This is a genomic window from Flammeovirga sp. SJP92, assembly GCF_001583495.1.
Lineage (GTDB): Bacteria > Bacteroidota > Bacteroidia > Cytophagales > Flammeovirgaceae > Flammeovirga.
In genome coordinates, this window is the sequence record NZ_LQAQ01000112.1 from 1 (window position 1) to 15,119 (window position 15,119).

Annotated in this window: 16 protein-coding genes and 9 tRNA genes; 10 read left to right on the plus strand and 15 right to left on the minus strand. The window is 35.7% G+C overall.

The window, feature by feature from the left end:
- The 3 genes from AVL50_RS29350 to AVL50_RS29360 form a co-directional block, all read right to left on the minus strand.
- Nucleotides 1-595, minus strand: a 595-nt coding sequence (locus AVL50_RS29350) for a metal-dependent transcriptional regulator (RefSeq protein WP_216639102.1), incomplete at its 3' end; no start/stop codon positions are given.
- A gap of 248 nt (nt 596-843) precedes the next feature.
- Complete coding sequence (locus AVL50_RS29355) at nt 844-1,443, minus strand: OmpW family outer membrane protein (RefSeq protein WP_062621101.1); 600 nt, start codon at nt 1,441-1,443, stop codon at nt 844-846.
- Nucleotides 1,444-1,461: 18 nt separating this feature from the next.
- On the minus strand, nt 1,462-2,106 hold the full coding sequence (locus tag AVL50_RS29360) for a DUF4136 domain-containing protein (protein ID WP_062621102.1): 645 nt from the start codon (nt 2,104-2,106) through the stop codon (nt 1,462-1,464).
- 221 nt (nt 2,107-2,327) lie between these two features.
- Between AVL50_RS29360 and AVL50_RS29365 the strand changes: the two genes are divergently transcribed.
- The 3 genes from AVL50_RS29365 to AVL50_RS29375 all read left to right on the plus strand — a co-directional run bounded on the left by AVL50_RS29365 (nt 2,328) and on the right by AVL50_RS29375 (nt 3,698).
- On the plus strand, nt 2,328-2,867 hold the full coding sequence (locus AVL50_RS29365) for a hypothetical protein (protein ID WP_062621104.1): 540 nt from the start codon (nt 2,328-2,330) through the stop codon (nt 2,865-2,867).
- 39 nt (nt 2,868-2,906) lie between these two features.
- Nucleotides 2,907-3,308: a YkvA family protein gene (locus AVL50_RS29370; RefSeq protein ID WP_062621106.1), complete on the plus strand. Its 402-nt coding sequence runs from the start codon at nt 2,907-2,909 to the stop codon at nt 3,306-3,308.
- Nucleotides 3,309-3,452: 144 nt separating this feature from the next.
- On the plus strand, nt 3,453-3,698 hold the full coding sequence (locus AVL50_RS29375) for a hypothetical protein (protein WP_062621107.1): 246 nt from the start codon (nt 3,453-3,455) through the stop codon (nt 3,696-3,698).
- A 91-nt stretch (nt 3,699-3,789) separates the two neighbouring features.
- Here AVL50_RS29375 and gcvT read toward each other — a convergent pair whose 3' ends face one another.
- The 11 genes from gcvT to AVL50_RS29430 form a co-directional block, all read right to left on the minus strand.
- Nucleotides 3,790-4,890 (minus strand): glycine cleavage system aminomethyltransferase GcvT, encoded by a 1,101-nt coding sequence (gcvT, locus tag AVL50_RS29380; protein ID WP_062621109.1) that lies wholly within the window; start codon nt 4,888-4,890, stop codon nt 3,790-3,792.
- A gap of 250 nt (nt 4,891-5,140) precedes the next feature.
- Nucleotides 5,141-5,214 (minus strand) — tRNA-Met (locus AVL50_RS29385).
- Nucleotides 5,215-5,251: 37 nt separating this feature from the next.
- A tRNA-Met gene (locus AVL50_RS29390) sits at nt 5,252-5,325 on the minus strand.
- Nucleotides 5,326-5,362: 37 nt separating this feature from the next.
- A tRNA-Met gene (locus AVL50_RS29395) sits at nt 5,363-5,436 on the minus strand.
- Between the two features lie 38 nt (nt 5,437-5,474).
- Nucleotides 5,475-5,548 (minus strand) — tRNA-Met (locus AVL50_RS29400).
- A gap of 37 nt (nt 5,549-5,585) precedes the next feature.
- A tRNA-Met gene (locus tag AVL50_RS29405) sits at nt 5,586-5,659 on the minus strand.
- A 38-nt stretch (nt 5,660-5,697) separates the two neighbouring features.
- Nucleotides 5,698-5,771 (minus strand) — tRNA-Met (locus AVL50_RS29410).
- Nucleotides 5,772-5,808: 37 nt separating this feature from the next.
- Nucleotides 5,809-5,882, minus strand: a tRNA-Met gene (locus tag AVL50_RS29415).
- A gap of 38 nt (nt 5,883-5,920) precedes the next feature.
- Nucleotides 5,921-5,994 (minus strand) — tRNA-Met (locus tag AVL50_RS29420).
- A 37-nt stretch (nt 5,995-6,031) separates the two neighbouring features.
- Nucleotides 6,032-6,105, minus strand: a tRNA-Met gene (locus AVL50_RS29425).
- 223 nt (nt 6,106-6,328) lie between these two features.
- Nucleotides 6,329-6,763 (minus strand): DoxX family protein, encoded by a 435-nt coding sequence (locus AVL50_RS29430; protein ID WP_062621110.1) that lies wholly within the window; start codon nt 6,761-6,763, stop codon nt 6,329-6,331.
- Nucleotides 6,764-6,911: 148 nt separating this feature from the next.
- On the opposite strand from AVL50_RS29430, the gene AVL50_RS29435 reads away from it, so the two are divergent.
- Both AVL50_RS29435 and AVL50_RS29440 read left to right on the plus strand, forming a co-directional pair.
- Nucleotides 6,912-9,251 carry a TonB-dependent receptor gene (locus tag AVL50_RS29435; RefSeq protein ID WP_062621112.1) on the plus strand — a complete coding sequence of 780 codons (2,340 nt, stop codon included), beginning with the start codon at nt 6,912-6,914 and terminating at the stop codon, nt 9,249-9,251.
- 135 nt (nt 9,252-9,386) lie between these two features.
- The gene (locus AVL50_RS29440) at nt 9,387-10,580 is read left to right on the plus strand and encodes a thioredoxin family protein (protein ID WP_062621114.1); all 1,194 of its coding nucleotides are present in this window, start codon (nt 9,387-9,389) and stop codon (nt 10,578-10,580) included.
- Between the two features lie 69 nt (nt 10,581-10,649).
- Here AVL50_RS29440 and AVL50_RS29445 read toward each other — a convergent pair whose 3' ends face one another.
- Nucleotides 10,650-11,684 carry a guanosine monophosphate reductase gene (locus AVL50_RS29445; protein WP_062621115.1) on the minus strand — a complete coding sequence of 345 codons (1,035 nt, stop codon included), beginning with the start codon at nt 11,682-11,684 and terminating at the stop codon, nt 10,650-10,652.
- Between the two features lie 196 nt (nt 11,685-11,880).
- Here AVL50_RS29445 and AVL50_RS29450 point away from each other — a divergent pair, with 196 nt between their 5' ends.
- The 5 genes from AVL50_RS29450 to map all read left to right on the plus strand — a co-directional run bounded on the left by AVL50_RS29450 (nt 11,881) and on the right by map (nt 15,062).
- Nucleotides 11,881-12,828 carry a GTP-binding protein gene (locus AVL50_RS29450; protein ID WP_062621117.1) on the plus strand — a complete coding sequence of 316 codons (948 nt, stop codon included), beginning with the start codon at nt 11,881-11,883 and terminating at the stop codon, nt 12,826-12,828.
- A gap of 134 nt (nt 12,829-12,962) precedes the next feature.
- Nucleotides 12,963-13,331 (plus strand): 30S ribosomal protein S6, encoded by a 369-nt coding sequence (rpsF, locus tag AVL50_RS29455; RefSeq protein ID WP_062621119.1) that lies wholly within the window; start codon nt 12,963-12,965, stop codon nt 13,329-13,331.
- A complete protein-coding gene (gene rpsR / locus AVL50_RS29460) occupies nt 13,331-13,585 on the plus strand; it encodes a 30S ribosomal protein S18 (protein WP_044200558.1) in 255 nt (84 codons plus the stop codon). The genes rpsF and rpsR overlap by 1 nt, the downstream gene beginning before the upstream one ends.
- Before the next feature lie 32 nt (nt 13,586-13,617).
- Nucleotides 13,618-14,061, plus strand: a complete 444-nt coding sequence (gene rplI, locus AVL50_RS29465; protein WP_062621126.1) for a 50S ribosomal protein L9 — start codon at nt 13,618-13,620, stop codon at nt 14,059-14,061.
- A gap of 236 nt (nt 14,062-14,297) precedes the next feature.
- Nucleotides 14,298-15,062 carry a type I methionyl aminopeptidase gene (map, locus tag AVL50_RS29470; RefSeq protein WP_062621127.1) on the plus strand — a complete coding sequence of 255 codons (765 nt, stop codon included), beginning with the start codon at nt 14,298-14,300 and terminating at the stop codon, nt 15,060-15,062.
- Nucleotides 15,063-15,119 lie beyond the last annotated feature (57 nt).

A 15,119-nucleotide genomic window follows, 5' to 3' on the forward strand; every position in this document is an offset into this window, starting at 1 on the left:
AATTGATGGTCATGATTGATCCAATGTGCAGACCTTGTTTTAATATAGATTTATAAACTTCTTTTGGTTCATCTTCTATATGTAAAACTTTTACAGTGCAATTATGTTCTATTTTTGAAAGGCTTATTCCTTTTAAACGAGGTAGTTTTCCGTCTTTTGTTGGGATGGGATCCCCATGAGGATCAAACTGAGGATTACCTAGTTCTTTCGACATCAAATTCACTTCCTCATCGGTAAGAGCATGTTCCATTTCTTCTGCTTTATGGTGCCATGAACTCTTTGAAAAGCCTGTTTTTTCAGAGAGGTATTTCTCATAGATTCTGTGTCTGCGTATCAATTTAATTGCAGTGAATCTACCTTTATCCTCTAATATAAGCGTATTGTCTGCTTTTGTTATCGATTGATCTTCGATTAACTGTTGAATACTCTTCTGGATTTGCTCCGAAGAAAATAAGAGCTCTTCATTGATTTCTTTAAAATTGGAAGTCTTATTTTTTTCCTCATTTTTATATAAGTATTTCAAGACATCTTCTTCGATAATACTTTGATCTACTCTTTTAAGAAGCAGTGTGTTTAACCAATTTTTTATACCCATCGAGACCGTAAACCTTTGATTTGATATTATTCAGTTGATAACTGGAAGTTCCAATTTCAACTTCTTGATGTAAATATAACTTTATTTTTAGGCTTGTCTAAAAATATTCAGTTTTTATTAACAAAAATGTCAATTTTAATGTTTTATAGGTGAAATAATTCAGTGTGGAGTAGATTTGATTTTAGAGTAAGAAAAAAGGCCGATAAAATGAATTATCGACCTTCCGTATTTATCAGTTGCTAACGTTCTTATAAATCAAAAGCAAAACCTAGATTTAAGCTCCAATATTGCTGAGCAGGAATACCAGCCGCTTCTGCAGCGTAGTTGTATTTTATATTACTTGTGAAGTATGTTGTTCTCCCAATAGGAACTAACACACCCACTTCAGGAGCAATATTAAAGTGCCATTGTTTGTCTACCCATGCAACAGAACCAATCTGATCAGTGTATTCATAATGAGCCGCTCCAATACCACCGCCCACATAAGGTCTCACACCACCTTGATGTCCAAAGTAATAATGGTAAGTCAACATCAAAGGAAATTCATTTACATATCTGTAGTTGTTTCCTGAAATATGACCGTCACCTCCTGGTAATGGTTGAGTAGTGAAACCATTGTCTTGATAAAACCTATGGTATCCTACAGAGAAACCAACACTCATTTTTGGATTGATAAAGTGTCTGTAATCAAAGGCTCCCCCTCTAAAACTAGCATCTCCAACAAAACCTGCTGTATTTCCTGCAGGTGCAGACATACTGTAAGTTAAACTAAAAATGTTTTCTTGAGCTAATGCTGATCCACCTGAAATAACTACAAGTGTGATCAAAATTGAAAATATCTTTTTCATGATGATTTATTGTTGTAATTATTTATTCAAATAAGGCGATTGTTCAAACATTTGTCTAATATTCTTTTCTGCTCTTCTTTGCTCATCTTTATCATTTGTGGTAAATCCATTTGTAAGACCTTCCCAAAGAATAGGAATAGCAACGCTGTCATCTTCACTTAAAGTAGCAGGTAATTGTGTAGGGACATTGTCTGCTAATTCTACTGTGATTGTTCCTTTTTGGTAAGCACTAACTCCTTGAATTGGGTAAGGATACCATGGGTAACCCCATCCAGGACCCCAGCCCCAGCCAGGATAACCGCCCCACCAGTTCCACCAGGTATAAATTGTGGTTGTGGTCACGGAGTAGCAAAGTGCAACAACATCAGGTTTACGAGAATCGTTTTCTTCAATAAATTCCCAGTTTTTGGCAAGCATTTCTTCTTTTACCGTGTTAAGAATTACGAGGTCCATTTCAGTGAGCTCTGATTCAGTAGTATCACCAACATGTATAACTTTCCAAGGCATTCCAAAGGTCATCTTATTTTCAAAATCTGCATCAGGAGATACATTTGTGATGACAATATCATAGTCATCAGCTGATTGAGGACCTTGAGGATCACAGGCTGTCAAGAACGCCAAAACTGACATTAATGAAAGCATTTTCAGTCTCAAGAATTTCATTTTATTTGATTGTTTAGTTGTATATAATAAAATTAAGTTTTGGTTAATTAAGTATACTTTGTTGACAAGAAACAGTTGGATATAGACATTGTTTTTAATTTAAATTAGGATAGATTAAGACTTTTAAAATATTGATTTACATTGATGAATAATTTAACAAAAATTGGTATTCAGGTTGTTATCTGCTATATTCAAAAATGACATAACCAAATTCTAATCAAATGAGCTTAATTTTTGATTTAATAAAAGACCGGAAAATAAATACGACTGAGGCTATAATTTTACAATTTTATACATTAAATAATTCTTTTACAGAACCTAACGCTATCGTAGCAGAAGAACTGAATGTATCTTTGTCAGTAGTTAGTAGAGCAAAAAGGAAATTAATAAAGCTGGGATTAATTGAAATACAAAAGAATTATACCAATGGATTGGCAAGGGACGCCGATACAATCATCACAAATCGGAATATTTTAGAACTCTTCGGGTTGGGGAATACGCCGGTTGCTTTTCAAGCCAATGAAGAAAATGCTGTAAGTATCGATGATGGTGAGGTAGTATTGATCAAAGATTTAATTAAAAAGCACTTAAGGAAATCTTCAAGACCAATTACATTAAGCAATATTGCAACTCAGATTTCTAAGATCAATGGTAAAATAAAACCTAAATCAGTTGAGAAATATGAAGCCGTAATTATGAAAGAGATCGAAGAACAGGGGTATCAATGGTATAAGAACAGCGTGTTTGCTACTCTTTTGTAGAAGTATTTTTGAAAATAAGAAACGAAATCATATTAAATAATGAATTACAAAGGAATAATTAAATATGTAGGAGAGGAGTCAACAAAGTTTGCTTCTAAATTTACAGAAAAAGGTTTTTGGGAAAAATTGGGAAAATATTCTCAAAAAGCTGGAATGAAATTGACATTTTATGCGATCACTTTATTTTACACTATGATTGATGAAGATACTCCGAGTTCATCAAAACTAATGATTATGGGGGCTTTGGGGTATTTTATATTTCCTGTGGACTTGATCCCTGATATTGCACCTGGTATTGGTTTTACGGATGATTTAGTAGCTTTAACAGGCGCTTTTGTAAATGTGGCAATGCACGTAAAACCTGAGCATAAAGAGAACGCCTTGAAGAAAATGCAACAGTTTTTTGGAGGAGGAATTACAATAGAAGATGTGGAATTGTAATTTTTTGGTAAAAGAAATAAATTTTCCAAGTATTGTGTAACTCTATTTCGTGTTAGTTAAACACTTGTGTTTCAAAAGTGTATATTACAAGTGACTTTTTAAAGATACATTCTTATTCGTTTAGTAACCATTTTAATAACTATCATGACTAGAGAGCAAAAAATCCAAAAATTTTTGATGGGTCTCTGTTTAAATGCAGGAGATTCAATGGAAGACATCGCAAAACATTTAGGCGTATCATCAAATAGTGCTGAAATCAAAGAGATTTTGCACTATATGGAACAAAAAGGTTTCATCAAGAATACTCGTGTAGAGTACAAAAGAACCAAAACGTCATTAACGAAAAAAGGAGATAAACAAGCAAGTTCTTTGTTGGAAATTGCCAATTAGAACTTTTGTTACCTTAATTGAAGACATGAAGGGCAGCCATTTATATTAAATGACTGCCCTTTCTTATGTCAAATTGCTTGATGTATTCAGCTTAACCTTTGTAAAATGGAAGTTTGCTTACTACGGCTTTCAATTTTCTATTTCTTACTTCAATGATTACTTCAGTACCAGCTTTAGTATGAGGTCTGTTGATATAACCTAAAGCAACACCTTTGCCAAGCATTGGGGACATGGTGCCAGATGTCAGATGACCAATTTCTTCACCATCTACTGTTGTTACTTTATAACCACCTCTTGGAACTCCGCGGTCAATCAATTCAATACCCACCAAACGGCGAGTTACACCTTCTTCTTTTTGTTTAGCAAGGTTCTCTGAGTTTGTAAATTCTTTCGTGAATTTTGTCACCCAGCCTAAACCAGCTTCAAGAGGAGAAGTAGTATCGTCAATGTCATTACCATATAAGCAATAACCCATTTCTAAACGTAATGTATCTCTTGCGCCTAAACCAATCGGTTTGATGTCATATGCTGCACCTGCTTCAAAGATTTTCTTCCAAACTTCTTCTGCATCTTTGTTTGGAACGTATAATTCAAACCCACCTGCACCAGTGTAACCCGTAGCAGAAATAATCACATTATCTACACCTGCAAACTTTCCTTTCTCGAAAGTGTAGAAAGTCATATCTGATAAGTTCACATCAGTAAGCGACTGCATTGCTTCTGCTGCTTTTGGTCCTTGGACAGCGAAAAGAGAAATCTCATCTGAAGCATTTGTCATATCAACACCTTCAGTGTTACGTTCAGCAATCCAGTTCCAGTCTTTCTCGATATTGGAAGCATTCACTACCAGCATGTATTCTTCGTCTTTGATTTTGTAGATAATCAAGTCATCTACAATACCACCGTCTTCATTAGGAAGACAAGAATATTGAGCTTTGCCATCAAATAGCTTTGAAGCGTCATTTGAAGATACCTTTTGAATAAGGTCTAATGCTTTTGGTCCTTTCAAAAAGAATTCGCCCATATGCGAAACATCAAAAACACCTACACCATTACGTACTGTTTTGTGTTCCTCAAGGTCTGAAGAGTATCTTACAGGCATGTTGTAACCTGCAAAAGGAACCATCTTAGCACCTAATGATTCATGAACATCATTAAGGGCAATTTTCTTTAGTGTTTGTTGATCACTCATGATTTAGTATGTGTTTTTTCTCGGTTAAAAAACGAAGTATTTAATGACGATTAAATACCCTCTAAGCAAAATTTTGTCAAATGTATAAAATATGATTCAAATTTAAGCAGGTTTGGATTAGTTATTTTGAGAGAGGGTTACTTCATTTTTCTGTTTTTGGAGAGATGAAGCAGTTCGTTTTTTAAGAAAGATTTTAAAAAAACAGAAGGGGATAAAAAAAGCCCAAGGTGCAATACCTTGAGCTTTCTAGTAGCGAGAACGAGAGTTGAACTCGTGACCTCCGGGTTATGAATCCGACGCTCTAACCAACTGAGCTACCTCGCCATTTGTAAGCGGACAATGCTTACTAGTTTTTATTTTGTAGCGAGAACGAGAGTTGAACTCGTGACCTCCGGGTTATGAATCCGACGCTCTAACCAACTGAGCTACCTCGCCATTTGTAAGCGCACAATGCTTACTGGTTTTTATTTAGTAGCGAGAACGAGAGTTGAACTCGTGACCCCCGGGTTATGAATCCGACGCTCTCACCAACTGAGCTACCTCGCCAATTTGTACGCGGACAATGATTCCTGGTTCTTATTTTGTAGCGAGAACGAGAGATGAACTCGTGACCTCCGGGTTATGGATCCGACGCTCTAACCAACTGAGCTACCTCGCCATTTGTAAGCGCACAATGCTTACTGGTTTTTATTTAGTAGCGAGAACGAGAGTTGAACTCGTGACCCCCGGGTTATGAATCCGACGCTCTCACCAACTGAGCTACCTCGCCAATTTGTACGCGGACAATGATTCCTGGTTCTTATTTTGTAGCGAGAACGAGAGATGAACTCGTGACCTCCGGGTTATGGATCCGACGCTCTAACCAACTGAGCTACCTCGCCATTTGTAAGCGCACAATGCTTACTGGTTTTTATTTAGTAGCGAGAACGAGAGTTGAACTCGTGACCCCCGGGTTATGAATCCGACGCTCTCACCAACTGAGCTACCTCGCCAATTTGTACGCGGACAATGATTCCTGGTTCTTATTTTGTAGCGAGAACGAGAGATGAACTCGTGACCTCCGGGTTATGGATCCGACGCTCTAACCAACTGAGCTACCTCGCCATTTCTAAGCGGACAATGCTTACTGGTTTTTATTTTGTAGCGAGAACGAGAGTTGAACTCGTGACCTCCGGGTTATGAATCCGACGCTCTAACCAACTGAGCTACCTCGCCATTTCGGAGTGCAAATATGGGGTGTAAGCTCTTAAAGTGCAAATCCTTTAGGAGTAATTTTCGTAAAAAAATGTAAAGGGGAGAGTAAGTCTTTATTATTGAATGAAATAAAAAGCATTGTTTTTTAATGTATAATTCAAAATTTAATTTCAAAACACCACCATATGGCCACATTTTTTTATTTAGAGATAGTTTTCAGCTGTATTATTCCTGCCCTAAAGTTTCATTTTTTGTATCTTTTTTGAAGAAATTCATCCAAAGACCATTTTCCTCCACCATTAATGCATAAAAAAACACTTCCTAATAACATAGACCAATCTGTTCTACTTGCATGAGCCATGCTCCAAAAACCTTCATGTTGAATTAAAGGAAGTTTAGTTGTAGAAATTGCAACAATCATTATGATAAGTGTAGTCAATGCACCCAATCGAGTGAGTAATCCGAGGAGAATTAAAATACCACATACTACTTCTAGTCCTGCAACAAAGTTTCCCATAAAATCATTATAAGGAATGCCGATCTTTTCAAAGCGTCCAGTGCCTCTGAGTGCAGGAAATAAAAATTTTTGAATTCCTTCAGATAAAAAAATGGCAACGACCATTATACGAAGGATAATAAACGTAGGGTTTGAAGTTGTTTGAGTGATTTTTACAAACATTGATAATAGGGTATTTGGTTGATTTTAAATGAAAAGCAAAAATAACCTACTTTGAATTGAGAAAAGTGGTCTATTTGAAAATATAATAGACCTTAAATTGACTATTTTTATATTTTGATATCCTCTCAATTTTCATACTTTTGCAATCATGTTGCATAAATACTATTTAACAATCTTATTTCTTTCAATTTCTTTAATAAGTTCCGCTCAAGAATACCATTTTTCAGGTAAAGTAATTGATTCAGAAACGAAGACTCCTTTGGAAGGAGTTTCAGTAAAAGATACAGAAAATGAAAAAGTTCTTTCCCTTACCAATAAGGAAGGGAAGTTTAGTTTTAACCTCAATGAAAAGAGTGCCACACTTCTATTTCATTTCTTAGGTTTTGACGAAAAAACAATTAAAGTTAATGCCAACAAAAGAACAACCATTGTGTTGTCTCCATCATTACAACAATTGGATGAAGTAGATGTTCACGCACACGGACATGATGAATTGTCATTGTCGGGACTGAATACCACAAGTGTCAATGCGTTCGCTTTAGAGTCCCAGAGAGCTACTACAATCTCAGAGACATTATCTAAAACAGCCGGAGTCTCTTTTATTAGTACAGGCGTTGGTATTTCTAAGCCTACTGTTAGAGGTATGGCTGGTGCCAGGGTAGTGGTGAGCGTGGATGGTGTAAAATTGGAAGATCAACAATGGGGAATGGATCACGGTTTATCTATTGGTCAATCAACAGTAGATGAAGTGGAAATCGCAAAAGGGGCAGCAACATTGAAATATGGTTCAGATGGATTAGGAGGTGTTATTAGAGTGAAATCACCTGAACCTTTGGGAGAAGATAAAATAGAAGGAAGCGCTGCTTTGAATTATAAAAGTAATAACCAATATTTTGGAGGAGACTTCAAAGTAAATGCTCAGAAAAATAAGTTTTTCTACCATCTTTCAGGGGGCTATGAAGATTTTGGTAACTACCAAGTACCTTCTACTGAGTTTGATTATTTAGGTAAGATTTTTCAGATAAGAGATGGTTTCTTAGCCAATACAGGTGGTAATATTGGTTCTGCCAAAGCCATGGTAGGTTATAGTGGAGACAAATGGGTGACAAGTATTTCTTACAGTATGTTTGATCAAACGGTTGGACTTTTCCCTGGAGCTACGGGTATTCCTACACAATCATGGATTGATAGTTTTGGGAATAGAAGGAATCCAGATATTCCAAGGCAGGAAATTATTCATCAAATGATGACTGTAAACTCTCATGTTGATACTTGGGGAGGAGTGTTATGGATTGATTTAGGCTATCAACATAATGACAGAAGAGAACTATCAGACCCTGTACGTCATGGTAGAGAATTGGAGGAAAACGGATTTGTGGCCAATGCTCTAGATTTGCAAACTTTTAGTAGTGCCATTCATTTTGATAAAGAGTCTAAAAAAAGTAAATGGGAAGTAGGAATGAGTCATGAATTTCAGGAAAATACAAGAAGTGGTTATGATTTTCTGATACCTGATTACAGACAAAATACTTTTGGAGCATATGGAATCATAGGTTTGCCATTGACTTCTAAACTTGATTTAATAGGCGGTCTGAGGTTTGATTATATTTCTTTCATTTCTGATCAATTTACAGATGGTTTCTTTAAAGATCCTCCTGGTTCAGAGATTCCTTGGGTAAGAGTGGAGGATATCAATAATACATATTACAACTTTACAGGCTCGCTAGGCTTGAAATGGAAAATGTTTAAAATAATTGATGCGAATACTAATGTAGCTAAAACATTTAGAGCACCTACAGCCAATGAATTGGCATCAAATGGTGTGCATCATGGTACTTTTAGGCATGAACAAGGTAATCCAGACCTGAGGCCAGAAGAAGGTTATCAATTTGACTTGAACTTGGGTTACGGTTCAAAAAGTTGGAGAGTGACTTTCAATCCTTATTTCAATTATTACTCCAATTATATCTATTTGTCAGCAAGTGGAGAGGCTTCATCATTGCCAGATGCAGGCCAAATCTATAAGTATACAGAAGGTGAAGGTTACTTTACAGGATATGAATTAATGCTCGATTGGGATATTTCTCCCTCTTTTAAGTTTCATAATGCAACAGAGTATGTGTATGCCTTAAATACAACAACTAACAGGTCTTTCCCTTTTGTTCCTCCATTAGCTACATTAAATGAGATTACTTACACTGCACAAATTAACCATAGCTTTTTCTCAAAGCCCTTTGTAGCTCTTAATGCTGAATTAGTTCAAGCACAAAATAGGGTAGACAGAAATGAGAAGAAAACAGAAGGTTATGCTGCTTTTGGTTTTAAAATGGGAACAGGTTTTTCGATCAATAATGTCTATGGAAATCTGTTATTCAGAATTGACAACCTGACAAATAATGTATATATGAGGCACCTCTCAAGATATAGACTATTGAATATAACAGAACCAGGTAGGAATTTCTCAGTGAGTTTGAGTGCTTGGTTTTAATAGTTGATTTTTTTCATATATATTAGGGATGTCAAATTATAAAGGTATTTCAAAATAATTTTGACCCGAGGTGTTTGCCTTGGGTTTTATTTTTTAATGAGATACTTCTTTTTCTTCCATCATTAAATAACTAAAATGAAAAAAATTACTCTATCATTTTTATTGTCAGTATTGACAATCTCTTTGTATGCCCAAGGAATTGTATTCTTTGAAGGTACTTGGGCAGAAGCGAAAGCTGAAGCAAAGAAAACAAACAAACACATTTTTGTTGATGCTTATACCACATGGTGTGGTCCTTGTAAATACTTGAAGAAAAGTGTTTTTCCAGAAAAAGTAGTAGGTGAAGTGTACAATTCGAATTATATCTCTATCGCTATTGATATGGAAAAAGGAGAAGGAGTTGACTTTGCAAAAGAGTTTGATGTGAAAGTATTCCCAACGTTATTGTATTTTACTCCAGACGCTCAGTTAGCACATAAAAATGTAGGTGCTACAAAACCTAAAGAATTTGCAGAGTGGGGGAAAGATGCGTTAGATCCATCTAAACAGCTTTATACTTTAAAAAGAAAAGTGGAAAATGCTACAAACCCTACAAAAGAGGATTTGAGAAGTTACCTGATGATGGCTTATAAATCTTATGCTCCAGATAAGACAACATTAGATAAATGGTTAGGGAAGCTTAATGATGCGGATTTTAAAGAGGATGAAAACCTTGAGTTAATTGCCTATGCTGCTACAATGTCAAATGTCTCTGATGAAGTGGTGGTTGTCTTTAAAGCAAATGATAAAGAGGCTGTTGCTCAACTAGAAGGAGAAACTTTGGAAGGAGTATATGGAGCTATTGCTAGTACATCGTTAAGATCAATTTATAAAACTGCTTCTGAGGCTGATTGGGAAAAAGGAAAAAAAGAAGTGGTTGAGGTTTTAGGTGAAAATAATGTTGCCTTAGCGGTGGCTTCAATGGATGCCGCATATTATATCTCAAAAGGTAAATGGCAAATTGCTTCAATGAGTGTTGATAATGCAATCATGCTTTATGAAGCGGCAAAAGATCCTTACTTGGCAAGCCGACTCAACTCTTATGCTTGGAAATTTTATGAAGCTGGAGTAGAGGCAAAATACATGAAAAAAGCATTGACTTGGATAAACAGGTCTGTATTAATAGAAAAAGGCTTTGCTAATTTAGATACTCAGGCTCATATTCTTTTTCAATTGGAAAAGAATGAGAAAGCTAGAAAAGTGGCAGAAGAAGCCATTAAGTTAGGAAAAAAAGTAGGCGAAGATGTCTCAGAGACTGAAGACCTCTTAAAAAAGATCAATGCAATGTAGAAGATATTGTGCATAAAAAAAGAGTCATTCTTGTAAATTAAGAATGACTCTTTTTTATATCGTCAAAGATTAGTTACGAACTCCGTGCGCTTTTGACTCATAAAGTCCTGATGTTGTCATTTCAACAAACTCAACTTCACCTTTCATTTGTTCAATTGTTGTTGCACCTTGGTAAGTCATACCAGAAGCTAAACCACCTAGGTACTTCTTGATGATTGGCTCAACAGGCCCTTTGTAAGGAACTAATGTTTTCTCACCTTCAACAGAAATAACTTCTCTTGATTTTTTATTGTCTTTTTTCAACTTACTTATTGCAGCATCAAATGAAGCCATACCTCTGTAAGTTTTGAATTTTCCTTCAGAAGTAGTAATCAATTCACCTGGAGCCTCGTCAGTACCTGAAACGATAGAACCTACCATCACATTGTCAGCACCTACACCAATAGCTTTAACTACATCACCAGGTTGTTTGATACCGCCGTCAGCACAAATTGGAATACGGTTTCCAACGGCTTGATACACATCGTCAATTGCTGTTAATTGAGGAACACCCGAACCAGTCATGATACGAGTAGTACACATTGAACCAGGACCGATACCTACTTTTAATGCGTCAGCACCCCATTCTAAGAAATCAACTGCAGCATCTCTAGTGGCAATATTACCAACCATCACGTCAATTTGCGGATAATTTTTCTTGATGAAAAGCAATGTTTCTTTTGTCATTTCTGAGTGACCATGTGCAATGTCAAGAACGATAATGTCAACTTTTGCTTCTGCAAGAGCGGCTAATCTTTCCTCATAATCTTTAATTCCTAAAGCGGCAGCACAAATTAAGCCTTCAGCTTTCACTTTTCTCACTTCGTCAGCTTGTTCTTCAATCGTTAAGAAACGGTGAAGTACACCTAATCCACCTAATCTACCTACTGCAATACACATTTCGCTTTCGCAGACTGTGTCCATATTTGCAATTAAAACGGGTATGTCAATAGTATGATTTTTAGTGACTTTAGTCTTAAAGCTAACATCTCTTCTCGATTTGATGGTATTGTATTTTGGTACAATTAATACATCATCAAAACTATAGGCTTTTCTGATTTTCATAATGGAAGATTATACTCTGATTTTACATTCACAAAACATACAAATATACGGAAAGCAATTATTTTATAACGACACTTGGGATGCTTTTTTTTGTGAAGAAAACATAATGTTATGAAAGGAGTTTTCTTATAAGATTTCAATTTGAATGAATGCTTATTAACTTTGCATCCACAAAATTTTTCAGGTAAAGAACGCTATGATAAAAGTAACATTAATAACAGGCTTCCTTGGAGCAGGAAAAACAACATTCCTCAATAATCTTATTAAAAAGTATCCTGACACTAAGTTTGCCATTATTGAAAATGAGTTTGGAGAAGTGGGGATTGATGGAGGCTTGGTTGTCGATTCGCAAGAAGATGTTTTCGAGTTGTCCAATGGTTGCATTTGTTGTAGTCTGAATGGAGAGCTGAGAGAGGTGTTAAGAAACTTGCTGAACTCGGGCAAAGAAATAGATCATTTATTAGTGGAGACGACTGGTATTGCAGAACCTTCCTCTATTGCAGCTGCTTTTATCGGTGACCCAGCTATTTCTAGATTATTTGAATTAAATGCATGTATTTGTTTAGCTGATACTGTCAATTTTGAGCAATCGCTTCAAGATCATGAAGTAGCTTCAAAACAAATTGCATTCAGTGACTATATAGTATTGTCAAAATGTGACCTTTCAACTGAGGAACAAGTGAAGAAAATTGCTTTTCATTTGAAGCTGATGAACCCTTTGGCATTAGTAGAGAAAAATTATAATGGTGAAATGATCCAAAAAGACATTCTATCATTAAACTCATTTAATGCAGATAAAGTAGAAGAGAGAACAAGCTTTATACCTACTGCTCATGAACATGCTCATGGCGAAGTTGTTTCACATGCCTTTACTTTTGAGGGTGAAGTAGACCCAGTAAAATTGGAAATGTGGTTGTCCGTTTTATTCCAATTGCAATTTGAAGTACTATTCAGATTCAAGGGAATATTCAATATTAAAGGAGAAGATAATAAAGTGATCATTCAAGGAGTGAGAAATGAATCAAAAATCAATATTGGTTCACCTTGGAAAGAAGGAGACAAGAAGGAAAATAAGATGGTGATTATAGGTAAAGGTATTAAAAGAGGGCCTATTGAGAAGAAAATCAAGTCTTTATTACGCTAAATCTGTAAATTCTTGTTAAGTAACTGATCACTTTATAAAAAATATTGGCTTTGAAATAATTAATTATTACTTTTGCACACCCGAATTGTGTTCGGGTATTGAAATTTTTGATTATTTCAAAATTATTTTAAAAAATGGCATTAAAGCATTACGAAGTAGTCTTCATCGTGACACCTGTGTTGTCCGATTCCGAAACCACGGAGGCTATTGCTAAATTTGAAAGTCATCTGAAAGAGGCAGGTGCAGACGTGTACTCATCAGAGGACATGGGACTTAAAAAGTTGGCGTACCCAATTGCAAAGAAAACTTCTGGGCACTACCACTTGTTTGAATTCAAAGCAGATCCTTCGATCATCGCTAAATTCGAATTAGAATTAAAGCGTGACGAAAACATTTTACGTTTCTTAACTGTGTCTTTAGACAAGCACGGTGTGAACTTCAACGAAAGAAGAAGAAACGGTGAGTGGTCAAAAAAATCTGAAACTGAAGAAAAAACAGCATAATGAGTCTCCAAAACGAACCAATCAACAGAAAGCAAGAGCGTACTAAGAAGTACTGCCGCTTCACAAAGTACGGTGTGAAATACATCGACTATAAGGATCCTGAATTCTTATTAAAATTCTTAAACGAGCAAGGTAAAATCTTACCTCGTCGTATCACTGGTAACTCGCAAAAATTCCAAAAGAAAATTGCTACATCAGTTAAGCGTGCTCGTCAATTAGCTCTTCTACCTTACGTAGCAGACGGTTTAAAGTAATCTTAGATTAGATATTAAAAAATTTTTCTAAAATGGAAGTAATTTTAACAACAGATATCAAAGGTTTAGGTTACAAAAACGATATTGTAAACGTTAAACCTGGATACGGTAGAAACTACTTGATCCCTCAAAACTTTGCTAAATTAGCTACTGCAGCTAACATCAGCATGAGAAACGAAGAGATCAAGCAAGCAGCTCACAAACTTGAGAAAATCAAACAAGATGCTGAAGCTTTAGCTGCTAAAATTGGTGAATTAAAGCTTACTCTTACTGCTAAAGCAGGTGAGAGTGGTAAAATATTCGGTGCAGTAACACCTTTACAGGTGGCTGACGCTTTAAAAGAACAAGGTTACGATATTGACCGTAAGCGTATTGGTTTCTCTTCTGAGATCCGTATGTTAGGTGAATACACTGCTATTCTTGATCTTCATAAAGAAGTTCAGCACGAAATTACATTAGAAGTAGTTTCTGCATAATTAAAGTTTAAGAATTTACTGCCGTTAGGCAGCAATCTTATCACTTGAGTTTTTTCCTTAAAAGGCTTTTCTAATTTCGATTAGGAAAGCCTTTTTTGGTGGATTAGGAAAAAATGTAGTAATATTAAAACTTACGATTAATTTCTCATTTAAATTTCTCAGTATTGGGACCTAACTAAGAGCAAAATAATCATTAAAAACTCTCCTGATACTTGAATCTATAGAATTAGAATTTTATGTTAATTAAAAATGATGCTGACTTAGCAGGAATGAAAAAAGTCAGTGAAGCAGTCGCAGAGACCTTAAGACAAATGGTGGAATTTACTGCCGTTGGAAAATCTACAAAAGAGATTGATGATTTTGGAGCAGAAATTTTAAAGCAATATGGTGCGAAATCGGCTCCTTATGAAACTTATAAATTTCCAGGTTTTACATGTATTGGTGTTAATGAGGTAGCGGCGCACGGTATTCCTTCTGAAGATGTTATTATTAAAGAAGGTGATTTGATCAATATTGATGTTTCGGCAGAACTAGACGGTTATTGGGCAGACAACGGAAAATCATTTATTGTAGGAAAAGATGTTCAAGGACTACAATCTTTGGTGGATGCTTCTACTGACATTTTGAAAGATGTTATCTATCGCATAAAAAAAGGTGTTAGAGTTTCGGAGGTAGGTAGAATTATTGAATCTGAGGCTAGGAAAAGAGGTTTTAAGGTCATCAAGAACTTGGCGGGACATGGTGTAGGAAAAAGCCTTCACGAAGCTCCAGATGATATTCTGAACTATCAAGTGAAGACCAATAAAAATCGTTTTAAGAATAATACTACTGTAGCCATTGAAACATTTATATCTACTCAATCGAATCTTGCGACAGAAAGAGGTGGAGATGGATGGACATTAGTAGGCAATAGAGGTGGGTTTGTTGCACAACATGAACATACTATATTAATTACAGAAGATAAACCTGAAATTTTGACAATAATGAATGGAGTATTTTAATACTCCATTTATCTTCAAGCCGATAGTCTATTACTATACCCATCAATACTAAATTAA

Bases quoted from the DNA above. Each gene is read 5' to 3' on its own strand.
- AVL50_RS29355 (WP_062621101.1), bottom strand. From the start codon at position 1,443: ATGAAAAAGATATTTTCAATTTTGATCACACTTGTAGTTATTTCAGGT.
- AVL50_RS29360 (WP_062621102.1), bottom strand. From the start codon at position 2,106: ATGAAATTCTTGAGACTGAAAATGCTTTCATTAATGTCAGTTTTGGCG.
- AVL50_RS29365 (WP_062621104.1), top strand. From the start codon at position 2,328: ATGAGCTTAATTTTTGATTTAATAAAAGACCGGAAAATAAATACGACT.
- AVL50_RS29370 (WP_062621106.1), top strand. From the start codon at position 2,907: ATGAATTACAAAGGAATAATTAAATATGTAGGAGAGGAGTCAACAAAG.
- AVL50_RS29375 (WP_062621107.1), top strand. From the start codon at position 3,453: ATGACTAGAGAGCAAAAAATCCAAAAATTTTTGATGGGTCTCTGTTTA.
- gcvT (WP_062621109.1), bottom strand. From the start codon at position 4,890: ATGAGTGATCAACAAACACTAAAGAAAATTGCCCTTAATGATGTTCAT.
- AVL50_RS29430 (WP_062621110.1), bottom strand. From the start codon at position 6,763: ATGTTTGTAAAAATCACTCAAACAACTTCAAACCCTACGTTTATTATC.
- AVL50_RS29435 (WP_062621112.1), top strand. From the start codon at position 6,912: ATGTTGCATAAATACTATTTAACAATCTTATTTCTTTCAATTTCTTTA.
- AVL50_RS29440 (WP_062621114.1), top strand. From the start codon at position 9,387: ATGAAAAAAATTACTCTATCATTTTTATTGTCAGTATTGACAATCTCT.
- AVL50_RS29445 (WP_062621115.1), bottom strand. From the start codon at position 11,684: ATGAAAATCAGAAAAGCCTATAGTTTTGATGATGTATTAATTGTACCA.
- AVL50_RS29450 (WP_062621117.1), top strand. From the start codon at position 11,881: ATGATAAAAGTAACATTAATAACAGGCTTCCTTGGAGCAGGAAAAACA.
- rpsF (WP_062621119.1), top strand. From the start codon at position 12,963: ATGGCATTAAAGCATTACGAAGTAGTCTTCATCGTGACACCTGTGTTG.
- rpsR (WP_044200558.1), top strand. From the start codon at position 13,331: ATGAGTCTCCAAAACGAACCAATCAACAGAAAGCAAGAGCGTACTAAG.
- rplI (WP_062621126.1), top strand. From the start codon at position 13,618: ATGGAAGTAATTTTAACAACAGATATCAAAGGTTTAGGTTACAAAAAC.
- map (WP_062621127.1), top strand. From the start codon at position 14,298: ATGTTAATTAAAAATGATGCTGACTTAGCAGGAATGAAAAAAGTCAGT.